Source organism: Rhodococcus sp. Z6_132, from assembly GCF_058133635.1.
This window is the reverse complement of the sequence record NZ_JBYUNP010000001.1, coordinates 638,411-658,516: the sequence shown is the minus strand read 5'-3', so window position 1 is coordinate 658,516 and position 20,106 is coordinate 638,411. Positions and strand designations below refer to the sequence as shown.

Annotated in this window: 20 protein-coding genes; 8 read left to right on the top strand and 12 right to left on the bottom strand. The window is 73.8% G+C overall.

What is annotated here, in order from left to right; all coding sequences use genetic code 11:
• The first annotated feature begins 34 nt into the window (after positions 1-34).
• The 4 genes from AC3YO9_RS03080 to AC3YO9_RS03065 are packed head-to-tail and all read left to right on the top strand — an operon-like array spanning position 35 to position 5,236.
• Positions 35-1,537, top strand: a complete 1,503-nt coding sequence (locus AC3YO9_RS03080; protein WP_489982085.1) for a hypothetical protein — start codon at positions 35-37, stop codon at positions 1,535-1,537.
• On the top strand, positions 1,534-2,643 hold the full coding sequence (locus AC3YO9_RS03075) for a glycosyltransferase (RefSeq protein WP_489982084.1): 1,110 nt from the start codon (positions 1,534-1,536) through the stop codon (positions 2,641-2,643). Before AC3YO9_RS03080 ends, AC3YO9_RS03075 begins: the two co-directional genes overlap by 4 nt.
• Positions 2,640-3,779, top strand: coding sequence for a glycosyltransferase family 4 protein (locus AC3YO9_RS03070; protein ID WP_489982083.1), 1,140 nt, complete (start codon positions 2,640-2,642; stop codon positions 3,777-3,779). Before AC3YO9_RS03075 ends, AC3YO9_RS03070 begins: the two co-directional genes overlap by 4 nt.
• Entirely contained in the window at positions 3,776-5,236 is a 1,461-nt protein-coding gene (locus tag AC3YO9_RS03065) for an oligosaccharide flippase family protein (protein WP_489982082.1), read from the top strand. Before AC3YO9_RS03070 ends, AC3YO9_RS03065 begins: the two co-directional genes overlap by 4 nt.
• Before the next feature lie 144 nt (positions 5,237-5,380).
• Here AC3YO9_RS03065 and AC3YO9_RS03060 read toward each other — a convergent pair whose 3' ends face one another.
• From AC3YO9_RS03060 to AC3YO9_RS03035, 6 genes are all read right to left on the bottom strand, one after another.
• Positions 5,381-6,613, bottom strand: a complete 1,233-nt coding sequence (locus AC3YO9_RS03060; RefSeq protein WP_489982081.1) for a cellulase family glycosylhydrolase — start codon at positions 6,611-6,613, stop codon at positions 5,381-5,383.
• A 197-nt stretch (positions 6,614-6,810) separates the two neighbouring features.
• Positions 6,811-7,977 carry a glycoside hydrolase 5 family protein gene (locus AC3YO9_RS03055; RefSeq protein ID WP_489982080.1) on the bottom strand — a complete coding sequence of 389 codons (1,167 nt, stop codon included), beginning with the start codon at positions 7,975-7,977 and terminating at the stop codon, positions 6,811-6,813.
• A gap of 145 nt (positions 7,978-8,122) precedes the next feature.
• Positions 8,123-9,208 carry a glycosyltransferase family 4 protein gene (locus AC3YO9_RS03050; protein WP_489982079.1) on the bottom strand — a complete coding sequence of 362 codons (1,086 nt, stop codon included), beginning with the start codon at positions 9,206-9,208 and terminating at the stop codon, positions 8,123-8,125.
• Entirely contained in the window at positions 9,205-10,137 is a 933-nt protein-coding gene (locus AC3YO9_RS03045) for a glycosyltransferase family 4 protein (protein WP_489982562.1), read from the bottom strand. The genes AC3YO9_RS03050 and AC3YO9_RS03045 overlap by 4 nt, the downstream gene beginning before the upstream one ends.
• 35 nt (positions 10,138-10,172) lie before the next feature.
• The gene (locus AC3YO9_RS03040) at positions 10,173-11,594 is read right to left on the bottom strand and encodes an O-antigen ligase family protein (RefSeq protein WP_489982078.1); all 1,422 of its coding nucleotides are present in this window, start codon (positions 11,592-11,594) and stop codon (positions 10,173-10,175) included.
• Entirely contained in the window at positions 11,587-13,044 is a 1,458-nt protein-coding gene (locus tag AC3YO9_RS03035) for a sugar transferase (RefSeq protein ID WP_127784257.1), read from the bottom strand. The genes AC3YO9_RS03040 and AC3YO9_RS03035 overlap by 8 nt, the downstream gene beginning before the upstream one ends.
• Positions 13,045-13,315: 271 nt before the next feature.
• Between AC3YO9_RS03035 and AC3YO9_RS03030 the strand changes: the two genes are divergently transcribed.
• Positions 13,316-13,621, top strand: a complete 306-nt coding sequence (locus AC3YO9_RS03030) for a rhodanese-like domain-containing protein (protein WP_489982077.1) — start codon at positions 13,316-13,318, stop codon at positions 13,619-13,621.
• Here AC3YO9_RS03030 and AC3YO9_RS03025 read toward each other — a convergent pair.
• Positions 13,618-14,154, bottom strand: coding sequence for an ANTAR domain-containing protein (locus tag AC3YO9_RS03025; RefSeq protein ID WP_127784255.1), 537 nt, complete (start codon positions 14,152-14,154; stop codon positions 13,618-13,620). The genes AC3YO9_RS03030 and AC3YO9_RS03025 overlap by 4 nt on opposite strands.
• Positions 14,155-14,494: 340 nt before the next feature.
• On the opposite strand from AC3YO9_RS03025, the gene AC3YO9_RS03020 reads away from it, so the two are divergent.
• Positions 14,495-15,154: a HemK2/MTQ2 family protein methyltransferase gene (locus AC3YO9_RS03020; RefSeq protein ID WP_489982076.1), complete on the top strand. Its 660-nt coding sequence runs from the start codon at positions 14,495-14,497 to the stop codon at positions 15,152-15,154.
• On the opposite strand, the gene AC3YO9_RS03015 is transcribed toward AC3YO9_RS03020, so the two are convergent.
• Positions 15,138-16,223: an iron-containing redox enzyme family protein gene (locus AC3YO9_RS03015; protein ID WP_489982075.1), complete on the bottom strand. Its 1,086-nt coding sequence runs from the start codon at positions 16,221-16,223 to the stop codon at positions 15,138-15,140. The genes AC3YO9_RS03020 and AC3YO9_RS03015 overlap by 17 nt on opposite strands.
• A gap of 103 nt (positions 16,224-16,326) precedes the next feature.
• On the opposite strand from AC3YO9_RS03015, the gene AC3YO9_RS03010 reads away from it, so the two are divergent.
• A complete protein-coding gene (locus tag AC3YO9_RS03010; RefSeq protein ID WP_241249961.1) occupies positions 16,327-16,545 on the top strand; it encodes a CDGSH iron-sulfur domain-containing protein in 219 nt (72 codons plus the stop codon).
• Between the two features lie 54 nt (positions 16,546-16,599).
• Here the strand turns inward: AC3YO9_RS03010 and AC3YO9_RS03005 are convergent, their stop codons facing one another.
• Positions 16,600-17,610, bottom strand: coding sequence for a sigma-70 family RNA polymerase sigma factor (locus AC3YO9_RS03005; RefSeq protein ID WP_206518039.1), 1,011 nt, complete (start codon positions 17,608-17,610; stop codon positions 16,600-16,602).
• A 188-nt stretch (positions 17,611-17,798) separates the two neighbouring features.
• Here AC3YO9_RS03005 and AC3YO9_RS03000 point away from each other — a divergent pair, with 188 nt between their 5' ends.
• Positions 17,799-18,512, top strand: a complete 714-nt coding sequence (locus tag AC3YO9_RS03000) for a hypothetical protein (protein WP_127784253.1) — start codon at positions 17,799-17,801, stop codon at positions 18,510-18,512.
• On the opposite strand, the gene AC3YO9_RS02995 is transcribed toward AC3YO9_RS03000, so the two are convergent.
• The 3 genes from AC3YO9_RS02995 to AC3YO9_RS02985 all read right to left on the bottom strand — a co-directional run bounded on the left by AC3YO9_RS02995 (position 18,509) and on the right by AC3YO9_RS02985 (position 20,029).
• Positions 18,509-19,357: an SDR family oxidoreductase gene (locus AC3YO9_RS02995; protein WP_489982074.1), complete on the bottom strand. Its 849-nt coding sequence runs from the start codon at positions 19,355-19,357 to the stop codon at positions 18,509-18,511. The genes AC3YO9_RS03000 and AC3YO9_RS02995 overlap by 4 nt on opposite strands.
• Positions 19,358-19,424: 67 nt before the next feature.
• Entirely contained in the window at positions 19,425-19,766 is a 342-nt protein-coding gene (locus tag AC3YO9_RS02990) for a cupin domain-containing protein (RefSeq protein ID WP_127784251.1), read from the bottom strand.
• Positions 19,767-19,786: 20 nt separating this feature from the next.
• On the bottom strand, positions 19,787-20,029 hold the full coding sequence (locus AC3YO9_RS02985) for a DUF6458 family protein (protein WP_127784250.1): 243 nt from the start codon (positions 20,027-20,029) through the stop codon (positions 19,787-19,789).
• Positions 20,030-20,106 lie beyond the last annotated feature (77 nt).

Sequence of the window (20,106 nt, the reverse complement as noted above, 5' to 3'; positions counted from 1 at the left end):
TGCCCACGGGGGGTCGCGAGGAGAGGGCGTGAGGGTGACAGCCACGACGGACGAGCGCGGGTCGTCAGCTGCTGCCCCCGGGGTGCCACCCACCCTGGACCTGGCGCAGCACTTCCGTGACCTGCGCAGCGTGCTGCTGCCGGCGCTGGTGGTCGCCGTGGTCTGCGCCCTGCTGGTGTTCCTCGGCCGCGGCATGGCGGCCGAGCGCTGGGAGGCCACCGTCACCGCGCGGGTGGACGCCCCCACCGCCAGCACGAGCAGCACCGACACCACCGCGCTGACCACGGCCTCCTACCTGGCCCTGGCCACCGATCCCGCCGTGCTGCAGCAGGCCGCCCAGGCCACGGGCGCCACCTGGCCCGCCAGCGAGCTCACCTCCCGGGTGACGGTGACCGAGGGGGACACCCCCGGCCTGCTCACCGTCACCGTGCGGGGCGACACCGCCGGGCAGGCCGCTGCCGTCGCCAAGCAGGTGGTGCAGGTCTTCGACGCCGAGGCGCGCAACACCGCCGCCGGGGCCGCCGCGGTCCAGGTGCGCCAGCTGCAGGAGCGCACCTCCCCGCTGTTCGACCGTCTGCAGGCGCTGGGGCCCAACGACCCGGCCCGCCCTGCCGTGGAGGCGCAGTACCAGGCCCAGCTGGCCCAGATCGGCCAGCTCGGGGCGGTGGCGACCGGTCGGCTGGTCGCGCTGTCCGCCCCGACCACCTCCGACGGACCGGTGGCGCCGACCCCGGCCCGCGACGCCGCCCTCGCCCTGATCGCGGTGCTCATCCTGGCCGCCGAGGCCCTGGTGCTGCTGCGCGGCCGGTTCGGCCGGACGGTGTCCCGCCCGTGGGCCACCCATGCTGCGCAGTCCACCGGGGCGGAGCTGATCGACTGCACCGCGGGCAAGCACAGCGGCGCGGCGGTGCGGATCGAGATGATGGTGCGCCGCGAGCTGCGCGCCGGCGACGATGTCCTGGTGCTGTACTGCCCGCCGCTGGTCCCGGGCACGGAGGGCAACCAGGCCGCCGACGCCGCAGAGGCTGACGCCGATGCCGCTGGCGCCGCCGCTGAGCAACCCGGCGATGGGCGTGGTGCGCTGGTCCAGCTCTCCGCCGACGAGCCGTGGTGGCGCAGCACTCCGCTGGAGCAGGTGAGGCTGGCCGTGGTGGTGGTGGAGCGAGGCGCCCGGACCCGTGCAGTGGTGCAGCGCACCCTGCAGGTGCTGGCCCAGTCGCAGGTGCGCACCGTCCTCAGCGTGGTGCGCCCCGGTCGGGCCGTCGCCGAGGTGCTGCTGGCCACCCAGCTGGCGGCGGCCCGGCAGGACCCGGCCCGGCCGGACCCGGACCGGCAGGACCCGGACTGGCAGGACCCGGACTGGGAGGAACCGGAGGGTCAGGAACCGGGGCCGGCCCGGGTGGACCCCCGAGACCACTCCGAGGCGCCCACCCAGCCGCAGGAGCGCGTGCGCGCGGACACCGACCCCGCCGCGCGGGCACGACGCGCTGCCGCCCGTCCTGGGCTGTCCCCGGACCGGGGTTCGCTGCGTTGGTGAGCACCCCACGGCTGGCCCTGGTGCACGAGCGCCTCACCGAGGTCGCCGGTTCGGAGAACGTGGTCGAGCAGCTGAACCGGCAGTGGCCCGAGGCGCGCGTGCACGTGCCCATCGCCCGACCCGGGGGCATCCCCGCCGGGCTGACCCACGCACCGGTGACCACCTGGCTGGACCGGCTGTACCGCCGCAGCGGGCAGGGCTCCTACGCGCCGCTGCTGCCGCTGCTGCCCGGCTCCTTCCGCCGGATGCCGCTGCGCGAGGCCGACGTGGTGATCACCAGCCACCACGCCTTCGCCACCCAGGTGGTGCACGCCACCGACGCCCCGGTGATCGCCTACGTGCACAGCCCCGCCCGCTGGGCCTGGCAGGCCGAGCTGCGCGCCGGCGAGGCCGGTGGTCGCCTGGGTGAGCTGGCGCTGACCGCACTGGCCGCGCGCACCCGCCGCCAGGAGCTCGACGCCGCCCCCCGCCTGGCCCACGTGGTGGCCAACTCCACCGCGGTGGCCGAGCGCGTGCAGCAGTGCTGGAACCGCACGGCCGAGGTGGTGTACCCGCCGGTGAACACCAGCTACTACCACCCGGACCCGACCGTGGAGCGCGAGGACTTCTTCCTGCTGGCCGGGCGGCTGGTGCCCTACAAGCGGCCCGACCTGGCGGTGCGGGCCGCCGAGGCGGCCGGGGTGCGGCTGGTCGTGGCCGGCGACGGCCGGTTCCTGCAGCGCTGCCAGGAGCTCGCCGGCCCGCGCACCACCTTCGCCGGCCGGGTCTCCGACGCTGCGCTGCGCGACCTGCACCGGCGCAGCCGCGCGCTGGTGATGCCTGGCGTGGAGGACTTCGGCATCGTCCCGGTGGAGGCCATGGCCTGTGGCAGCCCGGTGCTCGCCCTCGGCAGCGGCGGCGCGCTGGACACGGTCCTGCCGCAGGTGAGCGGTCAGCTGGTGGCGGCGGGCAGCGACGAGGAGGTGGTGGCGGCCCTGGCCGAGGCGATGACGGGGTTCCGCGCCGGCGACTACGACCCGCAGGTCGTGCGCAAGCACGCGGAGCGCTTCTCCGAGGACGTCTTCCGCACGGCGATGCGCGACGTGGTCACCCGGGTGACCCGGTGAGCGATCCGGTGCGGGTGCTGTTCGTGAACGAGAACATCGGTGGCCACGTCACCGTGCACAACGCCATCCGGCGCTGCGTGCAGGAGCGCACGGACGTCGTCGCGGAGTTCCTGGACGCCCAGGACCCGCACCTGGCGGGCAAGCTGCTGCGCGCCCCGCTGCCGGGCCTGGCCCGCCTGGACCTGGACCTGCAGCCGCTGCGCGCCCAGCTGGTGCGCTCCCGCGGGGTGCGTCGCGCCCTCGCCGCCCGCCTGGCCCGCGGGGACGTCGACGTGGTGCACGTCTACACCCAGAACTGCGCGCTCACCTCGGCCCGCCTGCTGCGCCTGCTCCCGTGCGTGGTCACCACCGACAGCACCACCGCGCTCAACGCCTACCGCATTCCGTACCGCACCCCCACCCGGTTCACGCCGCTCACGGTGCGGGCCAGCGTCCCGGCCGAGCGGCGCGTCCTGGACGCCGCCGACCACGTCATCGCCAACAGCGCCGAGGCCGCCGACTCGCTGCGGCAGGACTACGGCGTGACGGAGCCGCGGCTGGAGGTGCTGCCCTTCGGGGTCTGGCTGCCCCCCGAGCCGGCTGAGCGGCCGGAGCGACGCCCCACCCTCGTCTTCGTCGGGCACAACCTGGAGCGCAAGGGCGGCAACCGGTTGCTTCGCCTGCACCAGCAGCACCTGCGGGACCGCTGCGACCTGGTGCTGGTGACCACGCAGCCGGTGCAGCCCGCGCCCGGGGTGCGGGTGGTCGCCGACCTCGCCGGCGGTGACGACCGGCTGTGGGAGGTGCTCGCCGGGGCCGACGTCATGGTCTTCCCCAGCACCATCGACCAGGCACCCAACGCGGTGCTCGAGGCGGCCGCGGCCGGGTTGCCGGTGATCGCGCACCCGGTGGCCGCGGTCGGAGAGATGGTCCGCGACGGGGTGACCGGGCTGCTGGTGCCGCCCGAGGACGACACCGCGCTGCTGGCGGCCATCACCAGCCTGCTGGACGACCCCGCTCGGCGCCGGGAGATGGGCCGCCAGGGCCGCCGGCACGTGGAGCAGCACTACGACATGCGGGTGGCGGTGGACCGGCTGCTCGCGATCTGCCGAGACCTTGCCGCCGCACCCCGTGCCGGGCGGGGCCACCCGGCATGAGCTCGACCACCGACCACAACCGCGCCGCGGTGAGCAACTCCGTCGCACTGGTGCTGAGCCGGGTGGTCATCGCCGCGATGGGGTGGCTGGGCAGCGTGCTGGTGGCCCGGGCGCTGTCGCCGGAGGCCTGGGGCCAGTACTCCTTCGTCTTCGGCCTGCTCGGGCTGTTGTCGATCATCACCGACCTCGGGGTCGGGCGGGTGGTGCTGGCCCGGCTGGTCGCCGACGACGAGCGCGAGGTGTCCCTGGTCGCCGGCTCCTACATCGCGCTCCGCCTGGTGCTCGGCCTGCTGGGCTACCTGGTGGGGCTGGGCTTCGTGCTGGCGCTGGGGTACCCGGGGGAGGTGGTCCGGGCGACCGCGGTGGCGGGCATCGTGGTGGTGGTGGCCACGCCCAGCCACGCGCTGACCGTGCTGTTCCAGAGCCGGCTGCGGCTGACGGTGGTGGCCATCGCCGAGTCGGTCGGGCAGGCGGTGCAGCTGCTGCTCACCGTGCTCGCCGCGGTGCTCGCCCCGACGCTGCTGATCTTCGTGCTGCCGGTGATCGTCAACGAGCTGGTCAAGATCACCTGGAAGCTGCGAGCAGTGCGCCGCGGCGAGGCCGGCCCGCTGCCCGCCCGGCACGTCGGTGCCCACCGCTGGCGAGCACTGCTGGTGGACGCGCTGCCGATGACGGTGGGTGCGGGCCTGGGCATGCTGCTGTCCAAGATCGACCTGCTGCTGCTCAGCCGGCTGGACACCTTCGACTCCGTCGGCCTGTACTCGGTGGGCTACAAGTTCGCCGACGTGCTCGACGTCGTCTCCTACGCGGTGATCACCCCGGTGCTGACGCTGCTGGTGCGGGCCTGGCCCGGTGACCTGGCGGAGTTCCGCCGGCGGGTGCAGGAGTCGGTGCTGGCGCTGGCGGTGCTCGGCGCGGTGAGCCTGGCCGTGTTCTGGGCTGCCGCGGAGCCCATCCTGCGGCTGCTCTACGGCGAGCGGTTCGGCGAGGCCGCGTTCGCCAGCCGGATGCTGGTGCTCGGCTCCTGCTTCGGGATGCTCACCTACCTGGGCTTCATGGTGGCGGTCTCGGCGGAGCGCCGCCGTGCGTACCCCTTGGTGGCGGTGGTCGGCCTGGTGGTCAACGTCGGGCTCAACCTGGTGCTGATCCCCCGGATGTCCTACGACGGCGCGGCCATCGCCACCGTCGCCACCGAGGCGCTGGTGCTGGTGCTCATCTGGACCGTGGCCGCCCGGGCGGTGCGCGGCCTGGTGCCGCTGGGCACGGGGCTGGGCCTGGTCGCGGTCACGGCGGCGGTGATCGGCCTGAGCGAGCTGCTGGTGGACGTGCTCCCGTGGCCGCTGGTGTCGGCGGGCAGCGGGCTGGTGGTCCTCGCGGCTGCCTGGCTGCTGCGGGTGCCGGTGGTGCGGGGCGCGCCGGCCTTCGTGCGCGAGCGCTGGACCGCGCGCCGCTCCTGAGCTCGGCCTGCTCGGACGTCGCTGGAGCGCACGACCCCCGAGGTCGTGCGCTCCAGCCTGGCCAGGCGGTCGGTGGTTGGGCCGGGCAGGGCGGTGTGGGTGGCGCCAGGTGTCAGCGGAACCAGGTGTCAGCGGAACCAGGGGTCAGCGGAACCAGGTGGTCAGCAGGGCCAGCAGCCAGCTCCACACCGAGGAGAAGAAGTCGGGCGCCGGGACGGCGGCCGGGGGAGCAGGCGCCGGCGCCGGTGCCGGGGCGGGGGCAGGGGTGCTCGGGGCCACGGCGCCGGTGTCCCGGGCGGCCTGCGACACCGCGGTGTAGGCGGGCTTGGCCGAGCGGTCGGTGCGCAGCAGCCCGAAGTTCTCCTCCAGGTCTGCGGTCCCGGTGCGGGAGTCGCGGATCTCGTAGAGGAAGGTCGGGCCGGTGTAGGACAGGCCGCGGGCGGTGGCCAGGCCGTCGGCGATGATCGAGGCCTGCTGCTGCTCGGTCACCGCGTTGTTGCCTGGGCCGGTGGGAGCGCCGAACTCGGTGAGCCAGATCTTCTTGCCGGCGTCACCCTTGCTGACCATCAGGTCGTGCACGTTGCGCAGCCGGTAGAAGGTGTTCCAGTTCGCCGTGGTCGGGTCGCTGGGCAGGGCCGGGAAGCTGTACGGGTGCACCGACACCGCGTCCATGTAGGGCTGGACACCCGCGTTGTACATCTGCTGCAGGAAGGTCACCGGCGAGGTCGAGCTGCCGTCCCGGCTGTCCACCGCGGGGGCCATCGACCCGGCGAGCACTGTGGCGCCCGGGGCGTTGGCGCGGATGGCAGTGGCGCTGGCCTTGACCAGCGAGGTGTAGAAGCCGGCGTCCACGCGCGGGGAGAAGAACGTGGCCAGGTTCGGCTCGTTCCAGATCTCCCACGCGGAGATGCGCCCGGCGAAGTGGGCGGCGGCCTGGCCGGCGAAGGTGCCGAAGGCCTCGGCGCTGGCCGGACGTCCGTGCGTGGTGCCCGCGGGCACCGAGGCGTCCTGGGCCCAGCGGGGGGCGTAGGTGGCGATGCCGAGGACCTGCAGGCCGCGGCTGCGGGCGGCGTCGACCACCCGGTCGGCGTTGGACCAGCTCTGGCGTCCCTTGGTGCCCTCGATGGAGGACCAGTCGATGTCCAGCCGCACCCAGCCCGCGCCGGCGGCGCGCATGGCGTCGAGGTCGGCGGCCAGCTGGTCGGCGGGCTCCCACATCAGGTCGCCCCCGCCGTTCATGCCGATGCTGCCGGCGGCGGGCACGGTCGCTGCACCGGCCGACAGGGCGGGGGCGGCGGACGCGGCTCCCGACGCCAGGGGCAGCACCAGGGTGGCGGCGGTGAGGGCGGCGGCGGCGAGGACGCGGAACCTACGCATAGTTGTTTCTCCACTACGTAGAGTGACCTCGACGGGTACGCCTGCGCCCGTGGAAATGTCAGGGAGTGACGGGAGTGAACTGGCCGTAAAGTTAGCCCTCGGCCCGTGTGATTGGCAACACCCGGTCAGAGTGAATAACTCTTAGTGACTATCGGCCGCTGCGCTGCTTTGCTGAGCGGTCCGGGGGAGTTGGACGGCTATCGCGGCCGGGTGTACTCCTGCACCACGGTGTAGGCCGCCTTGCGGGTGAAGTCGGTGCGGACCAGGCCGAAGTTGCGCACGCTCTCCCGGTGGCCGGTGTCCTCGTCCCGGATGCTGTACAGGAAGACCGGGCCCACGTAGCCCAGCTCCCCGGCGTAGCGCAGCCCCTCGGCGATGATCGCCGCCTGCTGGCGCTCGTCGATGCGGACGAGGTTTTCCCCGGCCCGGACCGTCCCGGTGGGGGCGCCGTACTCGGTGAGCCAGACCTGCTTGGCGGCGTCGTCGAAGCGGAGCATGGTGGCCCGCATGTACCGCAGCCGGTAGAAGGTGTTCCAGTCGGCCGTGGCCGGGTCCGACGGCTGGGCGGGAAAGCTGTACGGGTGCACCGAGACGGCGTCCATGAAGTCCTTGGCCCCGGCGGCGTACATCTGCTCCAGGAAGGTGGTGGGCGCCACGGCGGAACCATCCGGCAGGTTCTCCGCCGGCGCCAGGCTCCCCCCCAGCACGGTGGCCCCGGGAGTGGCCGCGTGAATGGCTCGGTGGCTCGCCCGCAGCAGCTGGGTGTAGGCCTGCACGTCCGGGCGCGGCAGGAAGAACTCCTCCAGGTTCGGCTCGTTCCAGATCTCCCACGCGGCGACGTCGCCGCCGAAGTGGCGAGCCGCCTCCCCGGCGAAGGCGCCGAACAGCTCGGGGTTTGCCGGCCGGACGTGGGTGCTGTCGTGGCTGCTGGCGGGGTCCTGGGCCCAGTAGGGGGTGTAGGTGAGGATGCCGAGCACCTGCAGGCCGTGCCCGCGCACGGCGCGGACCACCCGGTCGATGTTGGTCCAGTCGAAGCGGCCCTGGGTCGGCTCGATCTCGGCCCAGTCCACGTCGATGCGCATCCAGGTGGCGCCGAGGTCACGGGCGATGTCCAGCTCGCGGTTGAGCTCGGTGTTGGACAGGTAGGAGAACGGCGCCCCGGAGGACATGCCGACCGGAGGCCTCTCCCTCGCCGTCGGCGCCGGGTCCACGAGCGTGCGCCCGTCCGGGGTGGTGGCGGAGACCGGGGCGGACAGCGGCCCGGGGCCTTCCGGTGCGGAGCAACCCAGCACGGTGAGGACCACGGCCAGGGCGCACGCAGCCAGCCCCGGCCGTCGCACCCGCCTGCCTGCCGGTGCCGTCACGGCAGCGCCCTCGACATCATGCTCGTCCCCCGGTCGTCTGCGGTGCGCTGTCACTGTCTCCCCCGTCCGCACCGGCCCCGGCGTGCAAGCCTGGACTGGTCCACCTGTCTCCCATGCTATTTCGGCAGCGAAGTCGCGCCCCTGATCAGCTCGGCAGCAATTCGTCCAGCATCCGCGGCAGGGTGTGGCTGCGGTCGTGCTCGGCGGCGACCCGGGCCCGCCCGCAGCGGGCGGTCTCGGCGCGCAGCCCGGCGTCGTCCAGGACGCGGGTGAGGGCGGCAGCCAGGGCCGCCACGTCGCCGGGCGGCACCAGCAGCCCGGCCCCCTCGCGCAGCAGCTCGGAGGTGCCGCCGTGGTCGGTGCCCACCACCGGCACCCCCAGGCTCAGCGCCTCCAGCACCGACAGCGGGCACGCCTCCGGGGAGGTGCTGGCCGAGACGCAGACGTCCCAGCCCCGCATGGCGTCGAGCGCGGCGACGTGGCCGAGGAAGCGCACTCGCCCCGCCAGGTCGGGCTGGGCCGCGCGCCGGCGCAGGCCCTCGGCGTGGACGGCGTCGCCGGGAAACTCCCCGCCGGCCAGCTCCAGGTGCACCTCGGGCAGCTGGGCCACCGCCTCCAGCAGCACGGCGTGCCCCTTCCAGGGGGTGAGCAGGGCCAGGCAGCCGACCACCGGGGGGTGGCGCAGCGTCGTGGTGGGCACCGCGTCCACCGGCCAGCTCACCCCGTTGCCGACCACCTGCACCGGCAGGCCCAGGGCGCGCAGCGGCGTTGCGGTCGCTGTCGAGACCGCCACCACCCGGCGCAGCCCGGCTCGGCCGGCCCGGACCACCAGCCGCTGCTGGGCCTGGTGCACCGTGTCGTGCACCAGCCACGACGCGCCCCCGGTCGGGGCGGCCAGGCGCACCGCGGGCAGGGCCAGCAGGGAGTTGACCACGGTGCGAGCGCCCGGCCGGCGCACCGCCGGCCGCAGCACCCGCGCAGCCTGCGCCCAGCGCGCAGCCAGCCGGGCCGCCCCGAGCGCCCGGCCCCCACCCAGACCCAGCGCGGGCAGCGGCAGGTGGGTGACGCCCGCGGGCCGCCGGGCCGCCAGCGGGCCCGGCGGGCAGGCCAGCGTCACGGGGTGTCCGCGCTGCACGGCCAGCTCCAGCAGGTCCAGCAGCACGCCCTCGGCGCCGGAGACGTTGGCGGTGGCGTTGACCAGCACCAGCGGTGCGGGCGCCGCGGCACTCACAGCCGCGCGCCGAGGTTGCGGTAGGCGGCGACGGTCTGGGCGGCGGTGCTGCGCCAGCTGAGCAGACCTGCGTCGGCCACCGCCCGCTCGCGCAGCTGCTGGCGGGCGGGCTCGTCGGCCAGCAGCGGGCGCAGCGCGGCCACCCAGGCGTCCACGGTGTGCCGGCGCACCAGCACGGCCCCGTCGTGCACCACTTCCGGCAGCGCGCCCACTGCGCTGGCCACCACGGCGCCACCGCAGGCCATCGCCTCCACCGGTGGCAGCCCAAAGCCCTCGTAGCGGGAGGCGTAGGTGACCACGGTGGCGGCCCGGTACAGGGCGGGCAGGTCGGCCACGTCCACGTAGCCCAGCCCGGTGCTGCCCGCGGGAGCGTCCGGCCCGGTGGACCCGGCCCCGGCCAGCACCAGCGGCACGTCCAGCTCCCGAGCGGCTGCAGCCACCAGCGCGACGTCCTTGCGGGGTTCCACGGTGCCCACCTGCAGCAGGAAGCGTTCCGGCAGACCGTGCCGCGCGCGCACCTCGCGGACCTGCTCGGGGTCGGGCACCCGTGCCCAGCGGGCCGGCGCCAGCGGGGTGACCACGCAGGTGCGGCCCAGCAGGGCCTGCACCCGCTCGGCGGTGAACGCCGAGACCGCCAGCAGCAGGTCCGCCCGGCCCAGCGACGTGCGCAGCAGGGCCCGCTCGCCGGTGGCCCGCACCCGGCTGTAGGCCTCGGGCACGTCGAACACCGACATGTCGTGCACGGTGGCCACCCGCAGCGCCGGGGTCAGCACGGGCAGGTCCACGTCCAGGGCGTGCACCAGGTCCACCCCGCGCAGCGGGGCCATGGCCATCGCGGCGCGCCGCGCCCCCGCGGCCACCGGCCGGCGCACCGGGTGCACCCCGGTGGGGAGCTCGCCCACCGCGTCGCGCTGCACCACGGCCGACAGCGCCGCGGCCGGCAGCTGCTCGGCCACGCCGTGGATCAGCTCGCGGGCGTAGGTCTGGACCCCGCTGCCACCGGGGCGCAGGGCGAGGGCGCCGAAGCGGATGCGGCCACCTCCTCGCTCCTCGGCGCCTGCCGCGCGCTCGTCAACCCGGCCGCGCGCTGCGAGACGGCGCATCCCACGCTCCCTAGTAGTAGCCAGAAGTAGATGTCGAGCGGAAAGATCTCCAGGTAGGTGGCGAACAGCGAGGCTGCCGCGGCTCCCAGGACGGACGCACTCACGCCCACGGCGAGCGCGGCGTCGCGGCCCCGCAGGAAGCGGGCCGCACGCAGGCAGGAGACCAGCGCGCACACCAGCACCAGCACGAACAGCCACAGCCCCAGCGGTCCCAGCTCGAGGATCATCTTCACGTAGTAGTTGTCCGGCTGGTAGGTCAGCGCCGCCGAGCGTCCGCTGGCCTCGGCCATCTTGTCCGCCGCCGAGCCGCTGGCCCCCAGCCCCAGCCCCAGCGGGTGGCTGAGCACGTCGGAGATGATGGCGCTCCAGCCCGAGCCACGCTCGCCCAGGCTGGAGGAGGAGAACAGCGTGCTCACCACGCGCGGGGAGACGAAGCCGGCGACCACCGCGGTGGCCACCACCGCCCCACCGAGCAGCGCGAGCAGCCGGGGGTGGCGGTGCAGGCCCAGCCACAGCAGGCCCACCGCCAGCGCCACGTAGCTGGCCCGCACGATGGACACCCCCATGCCGGCCACCATCACCGGCGTGGCCAGCAGGAACAGCCGGTTGCGCAGCCGGCCGGGCTCGGCCAGTGCCGCCGCGCCACCGACCACCAGGCTGAGCATCACGTACAGGCCGAACGCGAACGGGGCGTCGAAGGTGCTGAACGAGCGCAGCAGACCACCCGCGGTGCGCACCTGCACGTTGTAGGAGTAGCCCAGGTCCACCAGGTGCTGCGCCCCCACCACCTGCTGCCACAGCCCCACCACGGCGACCACCAGCCCCACCGCCATGAGGATGCTGACGAGGGTGTCGCGGTCGCGGCTGCTGAAGGGGGCGCGGAAGAGCACCACCACCACCAGCAGGTAGAAGAAGGTGATCTTGATGGCGATCAGCCCCACCAACCCGGCGGTGGCCAGCGCCGACACCGAGCCCAGCACCACGAGAGCGGCCGCGGCGGGCCACCAGGGCAGCGACGGTGCGGGACCGGCGCTGCGGGCACCGGGACCGCGAAGGGCGGTGCGCGGGGCCAGGAAGGTGGCGCCCAGGGTGGTCAGCACCAGCGCCTCCTTCCAGTAGGAGGCGACGTCGCCCACCGGGGCGATCACCAGCAACCCGTGGAAGGGGGCGAGCGCGGCGAGCGCGAGCAGGCCACGCTGCGGGCGGTCGAGCAGCGCCCGCAGGGCCAGCAGCAGCGTCGCCAGTGCCGCCAGGCCGGCCAGCACCAGCACCGGATCAGCCACCGGTGCGGCGCACCACCGCGAGGATGGTGCGGCAGATGATCTTGAAGTCGAGCCAGAGGCTCCAGTTCTCGATGTAGTAGTTGTCGTAGGAGGCCCGCTCGCGCACCGAGGTGTCCCCGCGCAGCCCGTGCACGGCGGCCCAGCCGGTCAGGCCCACCGGCACCCGGTGGCGGGCACCGTAGTGGCGCAGCGCCTCGGCGAACTCGGCGGCGAAGTGCGGACGCTCGGGGCGGGGACCGACCACGCTCATGTCGCCGCGGAGCACGTTCCAGAACTGCGGCAGCTCGTCCAGGGAGGTGCGGCGCAGGAACCGGCCCACCCAGGTCAGCCGCGCGTCGTTGGCGACGTTCCACAGCGTGGCCGACTCGGTCTCGTCCACCGGCCGCAGCGTGCGGAACTTCAGCACCGCGAACTCCTCGCCGTCCAGACCGATCCGGGTCTGCCGGAACAGCACCCCTGCCGAGCGGTCGGACAGCCACACCACCACGGCGATCACGGCCAGCAGCGGTGCGAGCAGCACCAGCGCGACGGCGCTGAACAGCACGTCGAACCACCGCTTGAAGCGCCACTCCACGGTGCGGTGCGGGGCCCGGCGCACCCGGGTGAGCGGGATGTCGCGGACCAGCTCCATGTCGCCGGTGACGCTGGCCAGCTCGAAGAGCCGGGGCACCACCAGCAGCTCGCAGTCGAGCCGGTCGCAGGTGCGCAGGGTGTCCAGCAGCTCCAGGTCGTTGGTCTCGGAGAACGCCACCACCACGGTCTCCACCCGCAACGAGGTGATCACCTCGGCCAGCGGGTACCCGGGTGCGATGAGCTGCACGTCCAGGGTCTGCGTCTCCGGCACGGGGTTGGCGTCCACGATGCCCACCGGGTGCAGCCCCAGGCCGCCGTGCTGCAGCGCGTTGCGGGTGAGCTGGGCGCCGATGGTGCCGCCGCCGATCACCAGGGTCCGGGAGGTGAGGGTGCCGCGTCGACGCAGCCACCGCACCAGTGCCTGGCTGAGCACCCGTCCCACCACCAGCGCGAGGAGCACGGCGAGGGCGAGCCGGGCAGCGGGCAGCGGCTGGTCGTCCGGGTGCAGGAGGACACCCGCCGCGAAGACGCCGATGGCGGCGGCCAGCGCCAGGCGGGGCAGCTCGTCCAGGGTGGAGAGGGTGAGCCGTCGGCGGTAGGACCGCTGCAGCGCCAGGGTGACCACGATGACCGCCACGGTCGTGGCCGTGTCTGCCGTGGCGCGACCGAGCGCCACCAGCGCCAGCGCGCTGAGCAGCACGTCGCCGAGCAGGAGGATCGCCCCGGACCAGCGAGCCCGCAGGTGCCGGTTGGTCTGTGTGTCGCCGGGCTCGAGTGGCGGTACCGCTGGTGCCGGGAGGAGGCTGGGCTCGGGGGCCAGATCCTCGCGGTCACGCACGTCCACAGTGGGGTCGGCGGGGTCGTACAGAGGCTGCATGCACCCCTCCTCGCAGACGCGCTGGCCAGGCGACGGATGTTACTGGCCGTCGGTCCACATTGGTGGGAGTTCGGCGTGCGGTAGGTCCTGTGTCACAACCTAGTGCGAACCTGGGTTGCTGTGCCAGTTCCCGTCCCGCCAGACATGCTCAGCGCCAGTGCTTCTCGGTCTCCGTGGGTGCCCATGGGACGCGGGATCCCGGGCCGGTACCCGGCTGCGAACTACGCTCGAGGCGCGGGCGGGGCCCTCGGGACGTGGACAGGAGTGCCAGATGATTCGCCAGACGACAGTCGCCGAGCTCTCGGACGCGGTGCGAGACCAGCAGCTGGTGGTGGACGTGCGCAGTGCCGAGGAGTTCGCCGAGGGCCACGTCCCCGGGGCGGTGAACATGCCGCTGGAGACGCTGGTCCGCCACTGCGCAGACCTGGACACCGCCAAGCCGGTGTACCTGGTCTGCGGTGGGGGCACGCGCAGCATGGAGGCGGCGGGGGCGCTCGACCTCGGCGGTTTCGACGCCCGCCCCGTGCAGGGCGGCACCAGGGCCTGGACCGAGGCCGGCCACCAGCTCGACCGCTAGGAGCCGGGCCGCCCCCACGGCGGCAGCAGGGTCCCGCTGAGGGTGACCAGCGCGCGCGGCGACAGCAGCCCCACCGTGTGCTCGGCGGCACCGACCAGCCGAGACGCACCCACGGGCAGTGCCCGCAGCGGGCGGGTGCCCAGCCGCACCGCGGTCGGGGCTGGGGCCGTCGCAGGGACGCCGGACAGCCGCGACCCCCAGGTTTGCAGGGCCACCTCGTGCGCCCGCGGGTCGTCCCGGCTGACCGTCTCGCTGGGCTCGCTGAGCTCGGCGCCAGGGACGCTGGGGCCGTCCACGGTCACGGTGCGGCCGACCAGGCGAACCAGGGCCGCGGCAAGGTCGGGGAGCAGCAGGTTCTCCTGCTCGGCCACCCGCTGCAGCTCGGCGAACGCCGCCAGCTCGTCCCGGCCGTCGAGCACCATGAGGGCCCCGGTGGCGACGTCGGAGCTGGGACGGTCGCGCATGCTGTGGCGCAGGTGCTCGGCCTCGAGGGCGAGGTCGGCGCCGGTCCGGATCCAGGGTTCGGGGCTCACTCAGCACCTCCTTGCTGCTCGACCGCATCGGCCTCGCAGGACACATCTCCAGGATGACGTTTCCTGGTCGGCGGGCCACCGAACCGCCCGGTGACACGCCAGGAGCCGACCGCGCTGCAGGACGCTGACCTGGGCGGTTACGCCTCAGTGGGGATTCTCACACTGGTTTTTCTGCCGCCTCGGGGCCAGGTGGGGGGCGGGGGTGGCCCGGCCACGTCCGGTACTCGACCGCGACCCTCGCTACCGTGGACCGTGCCGGCCAACCTGTCCGGCGTCCACGCCGCCGGCGAGCGGAGGGGCCGATGAGCGCAACTGCGGGACTAATGGTTTGGTAAACGACATGCTGCTGCTGCGCCCACCGGGCGTGTACCCACCGCAAGACGACACGTGGCTGCTGGCGGAGGTGTACCGCCGCGAGGTCCGGGCTCCTGGCCAGCACGTGCTGGACATCTGCACCGGAACCGGTGCGCTGGGGGTGGTCGCCGCCATCGAGGGCGCGGCCAGCGTCACGGTGGTGGACGTGAGTCGTCGCGCGCTGACGGCGGCCTGGGTCAACGCCCGGCTGCGCGGCCACAAGCTGACGCCCAGGCGCGGCGACCTGGTGGAGCCGGTCTCGGACCAACGCTTCGACGTGATCCTGTCGAACCCGCCCTACGTGCCCGCCCAGGACGACCGCCTGCCCACCCGTGGCCAGGCTCGGGCCTGGGACGGCGGGGTGGACGGCCGGGCGGTGCTCGACCGCGTGTGCGCCGAGGCCCCCAAGGTCCTCGCCCCGGGCGGGACGATGCTGGTGGTGCACTCCGCGGTGTGCGGGGTGGAGACCACGTTGAAGCTGCTCTCCACCGACGGGCTCTCCGCCTCGGTGGCCGACCGCGCCACGGTGCAGTTCGGTCCCGTCATGCGTGCCCGGGCGGCGCTGATGGAGTCGCGCGGGCTCATTCCGCAGGGCGAGCGCACCGAGGAGCTCGTGGTGATCCGCGCGGTCAAGCCGCTGGTCTGAGCGGCCCCTCGCCACGCAGCGAGCTCTGCCCGGCCTGCCAGCGGTCCATCATGTGCTGGGCCCCGAGCTCGTCCATGGCCAGGCACACCGCCGCGCCGAGGACGACGTCGGCGGTCCGCTCCGGCTGCTGGCGGGCCAGGCCGCCGGCCAGGTCGCGGCTGACGATCTGCTCGTGCACCGCATCCGCCTCGACGTGCTCGTCGAAGAACAGGGTGGCGGCGGTGCCGAAGCCCAGCCGGCGCAGACCGCGGGCGTAGACCTTGCACGGCAGCGACGACGTCATCTCCACCGCGCACAGGTGCCCGACGAGAGCGCCGAGCAGGCGGCGGTGCAGCGCGAACAGCGACAGGGCGTTGACCGAGGCCAGGGTGACGGCGGGCACGCGGTCCAGGTGTGCGGCGTAGCTGGCGTCGATGCCCAGCTCGCGCATGGTGTGGCCGAAGAGGGTGGAGTGCATGCGCTCGGCCCGGCCCCCGCCGTACTCGTCGGCCTGCACCTCCACCAGCGCAGCCTTGGGGCCACCGGCCAGCCGGGGGATGCCCAGGGTGTGGGGGTCGGCCTCGCGCAGCTGGTAGATCGAGCGGTGCGCGCAGAACTCCTGCCACTGCTCGAGGGTGCCGGTGCGGGCCAGGTGGCGGGACAGGCCCGGGCCGCCCTCGGCGGTGGTCATGGTCTCCAGCGTCTGCTGCAAGGTGTCCGGCGTGGCCTCGGGCAGCTCCACCAGCGCCCGCAGCGCTGCCTCGAAGGGGCCCTCCAGCAGGGCACGGGTGGCCAGCAGGTCGGGGTTCCACTCCCAGGAGTCGTCCACGCCGCCCAAGCCCTGCAGGTGCAGCTCGTAGAGCAGCGTCAGGGTCAGCTGGGCGTCCTCGTCGGTGAAGATCCCGGCGCCGCCTGAATCGGTCGTGGCGGCCCACTCCTGCGCGGCGCCGTGCAGCTCGGCGGAGGGGCGCTCCTCGCGCAGCACGGCCAGCAGGGCGGTGCTGACGGGTCCGCGGGCGGCCGGCAGCGGCATGGCGGTGCCGGCACCGACTGGCGCTGCGCAGGCCTCGGCGAGTACTACTTCAGACATGGCAGCCCTTCCTGACGACTCCACCGACGAGGACTCCACTGTTGAGGACTCCACTGTCGAGGACTTCACTGCTGAGGACGCCGCTGCAGCCGAGCGCGCCGCGCTGCTGGGACCGGAGGTCACCATCACGGTGTGTCCGGACGGTCCGCTGCTGGTGCGCGGCCCGGCCGAGCTGCTGGACGGCGACGGCAACGCGCTGACCCGCAACCGGGAGACGGTGGCGCTGTGCCGCTGCGGACGGTCGGGCATTGCGCCGTTCTGCGACAGCACCCACAAGAAGCGAAGGGCCACCACGGGTTCCGCGGGAGGCTCGGCGAGCTGAGGAGGGCATGGGCCGAGCCTAGGCAGGCCCTGGCGGGTGTGCCGAACGGGGTGTTCAGGCCAACAGCACCGGGGGCAGGCCGAAGGCGGCGAACTGCTCAGCACCGAGGAAGTTGTGGTGACCGCTGATGCGGCCGTCGCTGACCTCGATGACCTGGATGGCCCACGGCTCCCAGCGACCAGGTCCCACCCGGTGGTAGTTGCCGAAGCCGGCGGTGCCGTTCACCTGCACCGGTAACAGCCGGCCGCCCTGGCAGACGATGCCAGGCCCCAGGAACCACGCCGCCAGGTCGTCGGCGCCGCGCATCCAGAACGGAAAGGGCGGCATGGACAGCACCACGTCCTCCTTGAGCAGCCGCACCAGCGCGTCGATGTCGTAGCGCTCGAAGGCATCGACGTAGCGGGTCAGCAGGTCCGTCTGGCGAGCGTCGAGCGTGGAGTCCAGCGGGGCGGACCTGGTGGTGGCCATGGTGGCCCTGGCCCGCTGCAGCGCGCTGTTCACCGAGGCCACCGAGGTGTCCAGCAGCACGGCAACCTCCGCGGCCTGCCAGCGCAGCACCTCGCGCAGGATCAGCACCGCGCGCTGGCGGGCGGGCAGGTGCTGCAGCGCCCCGATGAAGGCCAGCCGGATGGACTCCCGGGCCACCGCGACGTTCGCCGGGTCGCCCTGGGTGTCGATCACCGAGTCGTCCCGCACGGGCTGGACGAACACCGACTCGGGCAGCTGCTCGCCGACGACCACCTCGGCGGCGGGGGTGGGGGCGGCCAGGTCCATCGGCCGGGCCCGTCGCTGCGGGCTGCGGATCATGTCCAGGCACACGTTGTGGGCGATGCGGTACAACCACGACCGGAGCGAGGAGCGGCCCTGGAAGGTGTCGATGCTGCGCCAGGCGTTCACCAAGGTTTCCTGCACGGCGTCCTCGGCCTCCGAGGCCGCACCGAGCATTCGGTAGCAGAAGCCGGTCAGCTCGCGGCGGTGCGACTCCAGCGCGCGCTCCAGGTCGCCGCCGGACAGGTCACTACCCACCAGGGAGGTGCTGTCGCTGCCCGTCGTAGAGATCGACATGGGCCGAGTCTAGGGGTGCAGCCCCCTCGCCGGGAAGCGGTTTCTCGGCCAATCGTGCAGGTCAGCGGGCCGCAGGCGGGAGGCGCTCCGCGACGTTCTGCGGAGGGTGCCGCAGGGGGCTACGTTCAGTAGTCCAGCCGTCCGTGTCGCCCAGGCGTGCGCGGAGGAGGACACCATGAGGAGCAGTGATGACTGAGTACGGCACCACGACGAAACAGCCCCGACGCGCGAAGGGCATCCCTCGCACCCGCGGCGCCATCACCGGGCTGCTGCTGGTGCTGCTAGGTCTGTGGGGTGCGCTGATCCCGTTCGTGGGGCCGTACTTCGACTACGCCACCACACCCGACTCCACCTGGGAGTGGACCACCGGCCGGTTCTGGCTGGAGGTGCTGCCCGGCGGGGTCGCCGTGATCGCAGGCCTGCTGCTGCTCCTCGCCGCCAACCGGCCTGCCGCCGTCCTCGGCGGGTGGCTGGCCAGCCTGGCCGGCGCGTGGTTCATCGTCGGGCCGGTGCTCAGCCGGATCTGGCCGGACTTCCTGGGCGAGACCGGTGCCCCGGTCGGTGACACCACTCGACAGGCCCTGGTGGACCTCGGCTTCTTCTACGGCCTCGGCGCGCTGATCCTGTTCCTGGGGGCACAGGCAGCCGGCCGGCTGAGCGTCAAGTCCGTGCGGGACGTCCGCGCCGCTGAGCGCAGCGCGGAGACCGCGCCGGTCACCACGCACGAGACCCAGCACCGCGGCGGCACGGAGCACTCCGGCACCGCCCACCAGCGCACCGAGCCCGGCGTGTCCGACAGCTCGGCGGAGACCCAGCGCATCAACGACCCGTCCGGGCAGGGTCGCACCAGCGGTGCCCGGGTGATGGGCAGCCAGGACGGGCCGCCGGAGACGCGCCGCTAGGACGGCAGCCGCAGCTTCGCCACCAGTTCCTCCCTGCTCGGCTGCCACGGCGCCGGCCAGTCCCGTCCGCGGATCAGCGCGTCGGTGCCGCCGTCGGTGAAGACCACCGTGCCGCAGAGCAGGGAGGAGCGCTCGTCGAGGAGGAACTCGATCACCGAGGCCACCTCCTCCGGCCGTCCCCGGCGTCCGAGCGGCACCGGGTAGACGTCCAGCAGCTTCACCAGCTCGGGGTCGAGGTCGGGCCCACCGGTCATCGGGGTGTCGATGGTGCCGGGGGCCACCGCGTTCAGCCGGATGCCCGCGCCGATCCACTCCGCAGTCGGGGCCTGCGTGCGGATCCACCACGCCAGGGCCAGCTTGGTGGCCGGGTAGGTGCCCAGCGCGCCCAGCTCCTCGGCGCGCGCACAGGCGTCGCCCTCTGACCCGGCCAGGCACGCCTGCACCAGCTCGAGGGGGATGCCCGGCTGGGTGCTGCTGCTGCTGGAGGACACCGCCACCACCGCAGGGTGCTGCGCCGCCAGCAGCGTGGGGCGCAGGCCCTGCACCACCTCGACCACGCCGAAGTAGTTCACCGAGGCCAGCACGCTGCCGGGGCGGTCGGAGAGCGGGCCGACCCCGGCGCAGGCCACCAGGCCGTCCAGCACGCCGCCGCACTGCGTGGTCACGGCCTCGACGGCCGCCGCGCGGCCCTGGGCAGTGGCGAGGTCGGCGACGACGTCCGCGCCGGGCTGGACGTCCACCCCGATCGTGCGGTGCCCGGCGGCCTGCAGCCGCGCCACGCAGGCGGCGCCGATCCCCGACGCGGAGCCGGTGACGGCCACTGTCCTGGTGCTGGTGTGTGTCATTCCCGGAGTACAGCACGCCCGAGGGGCGCAGGGGCAGTGCTCTCAGCGGGCGAGCCCCCTGGGGGTGTCAGCGCTCCGTGAGCGGCTTGGCCACGGTGAGCAGCACGACGGCGTCGGTGTCGGCGTGCAGGGAGTGGCGCGCAGGCGGAACGATGATGAGGTCGCCCGGGGAGCCCTCCCAGGAGCTCTGCCCGGCCACCAGCCGCACCCGGCCCTGCAGCACGTGCACGGTGGCCTCGCCCGGGCTGTCGTGCTCGTCCAGGTCCTGCTCCGCCACCAGCGCGATCAGCGTCTGCCGCAGCGTGTGCGTGTGCCCGCCGAAGACGGTCGCGGCACTGCGCCCGGCCGATCCGTTCTTCGCCAGCTCCAGCTGCTCGCGGGCGAGGGCGCTGAGGGAGAGCTTGTCCATGGTGTGCTCCTCCGGTGTGGTCAGTAGTCGCGCGGACGACGCAGCGGGCGGCCGTACTCGTCGACGTCGGCGGGGGCCACGTAGTCGTCGCGACGGCGACGCCGGGGCATGAGGATCGCCAGGTCCAGGATGATGCCGAGGACACCGACGATCATGAGGATGATGCCGACGACCTGCAGGTCGACTCCCTGTACCTGCACGTCCAGCGCGAACTTCAGGATCGCACCTACCGCAAGCAGGAAGATTCCGGCTCCGATGCCCATGAACAGCTCCTCGTCGTGCGGTGTGGTCGCGGTGATCGTCGGGTCGCGCGCAGGCAGCGTGCTTCACGTCCCTGCAC

Excerpts from the sequence above, each read along its gene's own strand:
- AC3YO9_RS03065 (WP_489982082.1), top strand. The coding sequence starts at position 3,776 with ATGAGCTCGACCACCGACCACAACCGCGCCGCGGTGAGCAACTCCGTC.
- AC3YO9_RS03060 (WP_489982081.1), bottom strand. The coding sequence starts at position 6,613 with ATGCGTAGGTTCCGCGTCCTCGCCGCCGCCGCCCTCACCGCCGCCACC.
- AC3YO9_RS03035 (WP_127784257.1), bottom strand. The coding sequence starts at position 13,044 with ATGCAGCCTCTGTACGACCCCGCCGACCCCACTGTGGACGTGCGTGAC.
- AC3YO9_RS03030 (WP_489982077.1), top strand. The coding sequence starts at position 13,316 with ATGATTCGCCAGACGACAGTCGCCGAGCTCTCGGACGCGGTGCGAGAC.
- AC3YO9_RS03020 (WP_489982076.1), top strand. The coding sequence starts at position 14,495 with ATGCTGCTGCTGCGCCCACCGGGCGTGTACCCACCGCAAGACGACACG.
- AC3YO9_RS03015 (WP_489982075.1), bottom strand. The coding sequence starts at position 16,223 with ATGTCTGAAGTAGTACTCGCCGAGGCCTGCGCAGCGCCAGTCGGTGCC.
- AC3YO9_RS03005 (WP_206518039.1), bottom strand. The coding sequence starts at position 17,610 with ATGTCGATCTCTACGACGGGCAGCGACAGCACCTCCCTGGTGGGTAGT.
- AC3YO9_RS03000 (WP_127784253.1), top strand. The coding sequence starts at position 17,799 with ATGACTGAGTACGGCACCACGACGAAACAGCCCCGACGCGCGAAGGGC.
- AC3YO9_RS02995 (WP_489982074.1), bottom strand. The coding sequence starts at position 19,357 with ATGACACACACCAGCACCAGGACAGTGGCCGTCACCGGCTCCGCGTCG.
- AC3YO9_RS02990 (WP_127784251.1), bottom strand. The coding sequence starts at position 19,766 with ATGGACAAGCTCTCCCTCAGCGCCCTCGCCCGCGAGCAGCTGGAGCTG.
- AC3YO9_RS02985 (WP_127784250.1), bottom strand. The coding sequence starts at position 20,029 with ATGGGCATCGGAGCCGGAATCTTCCTGCTTGCGGTAGGTGCGATCCTG.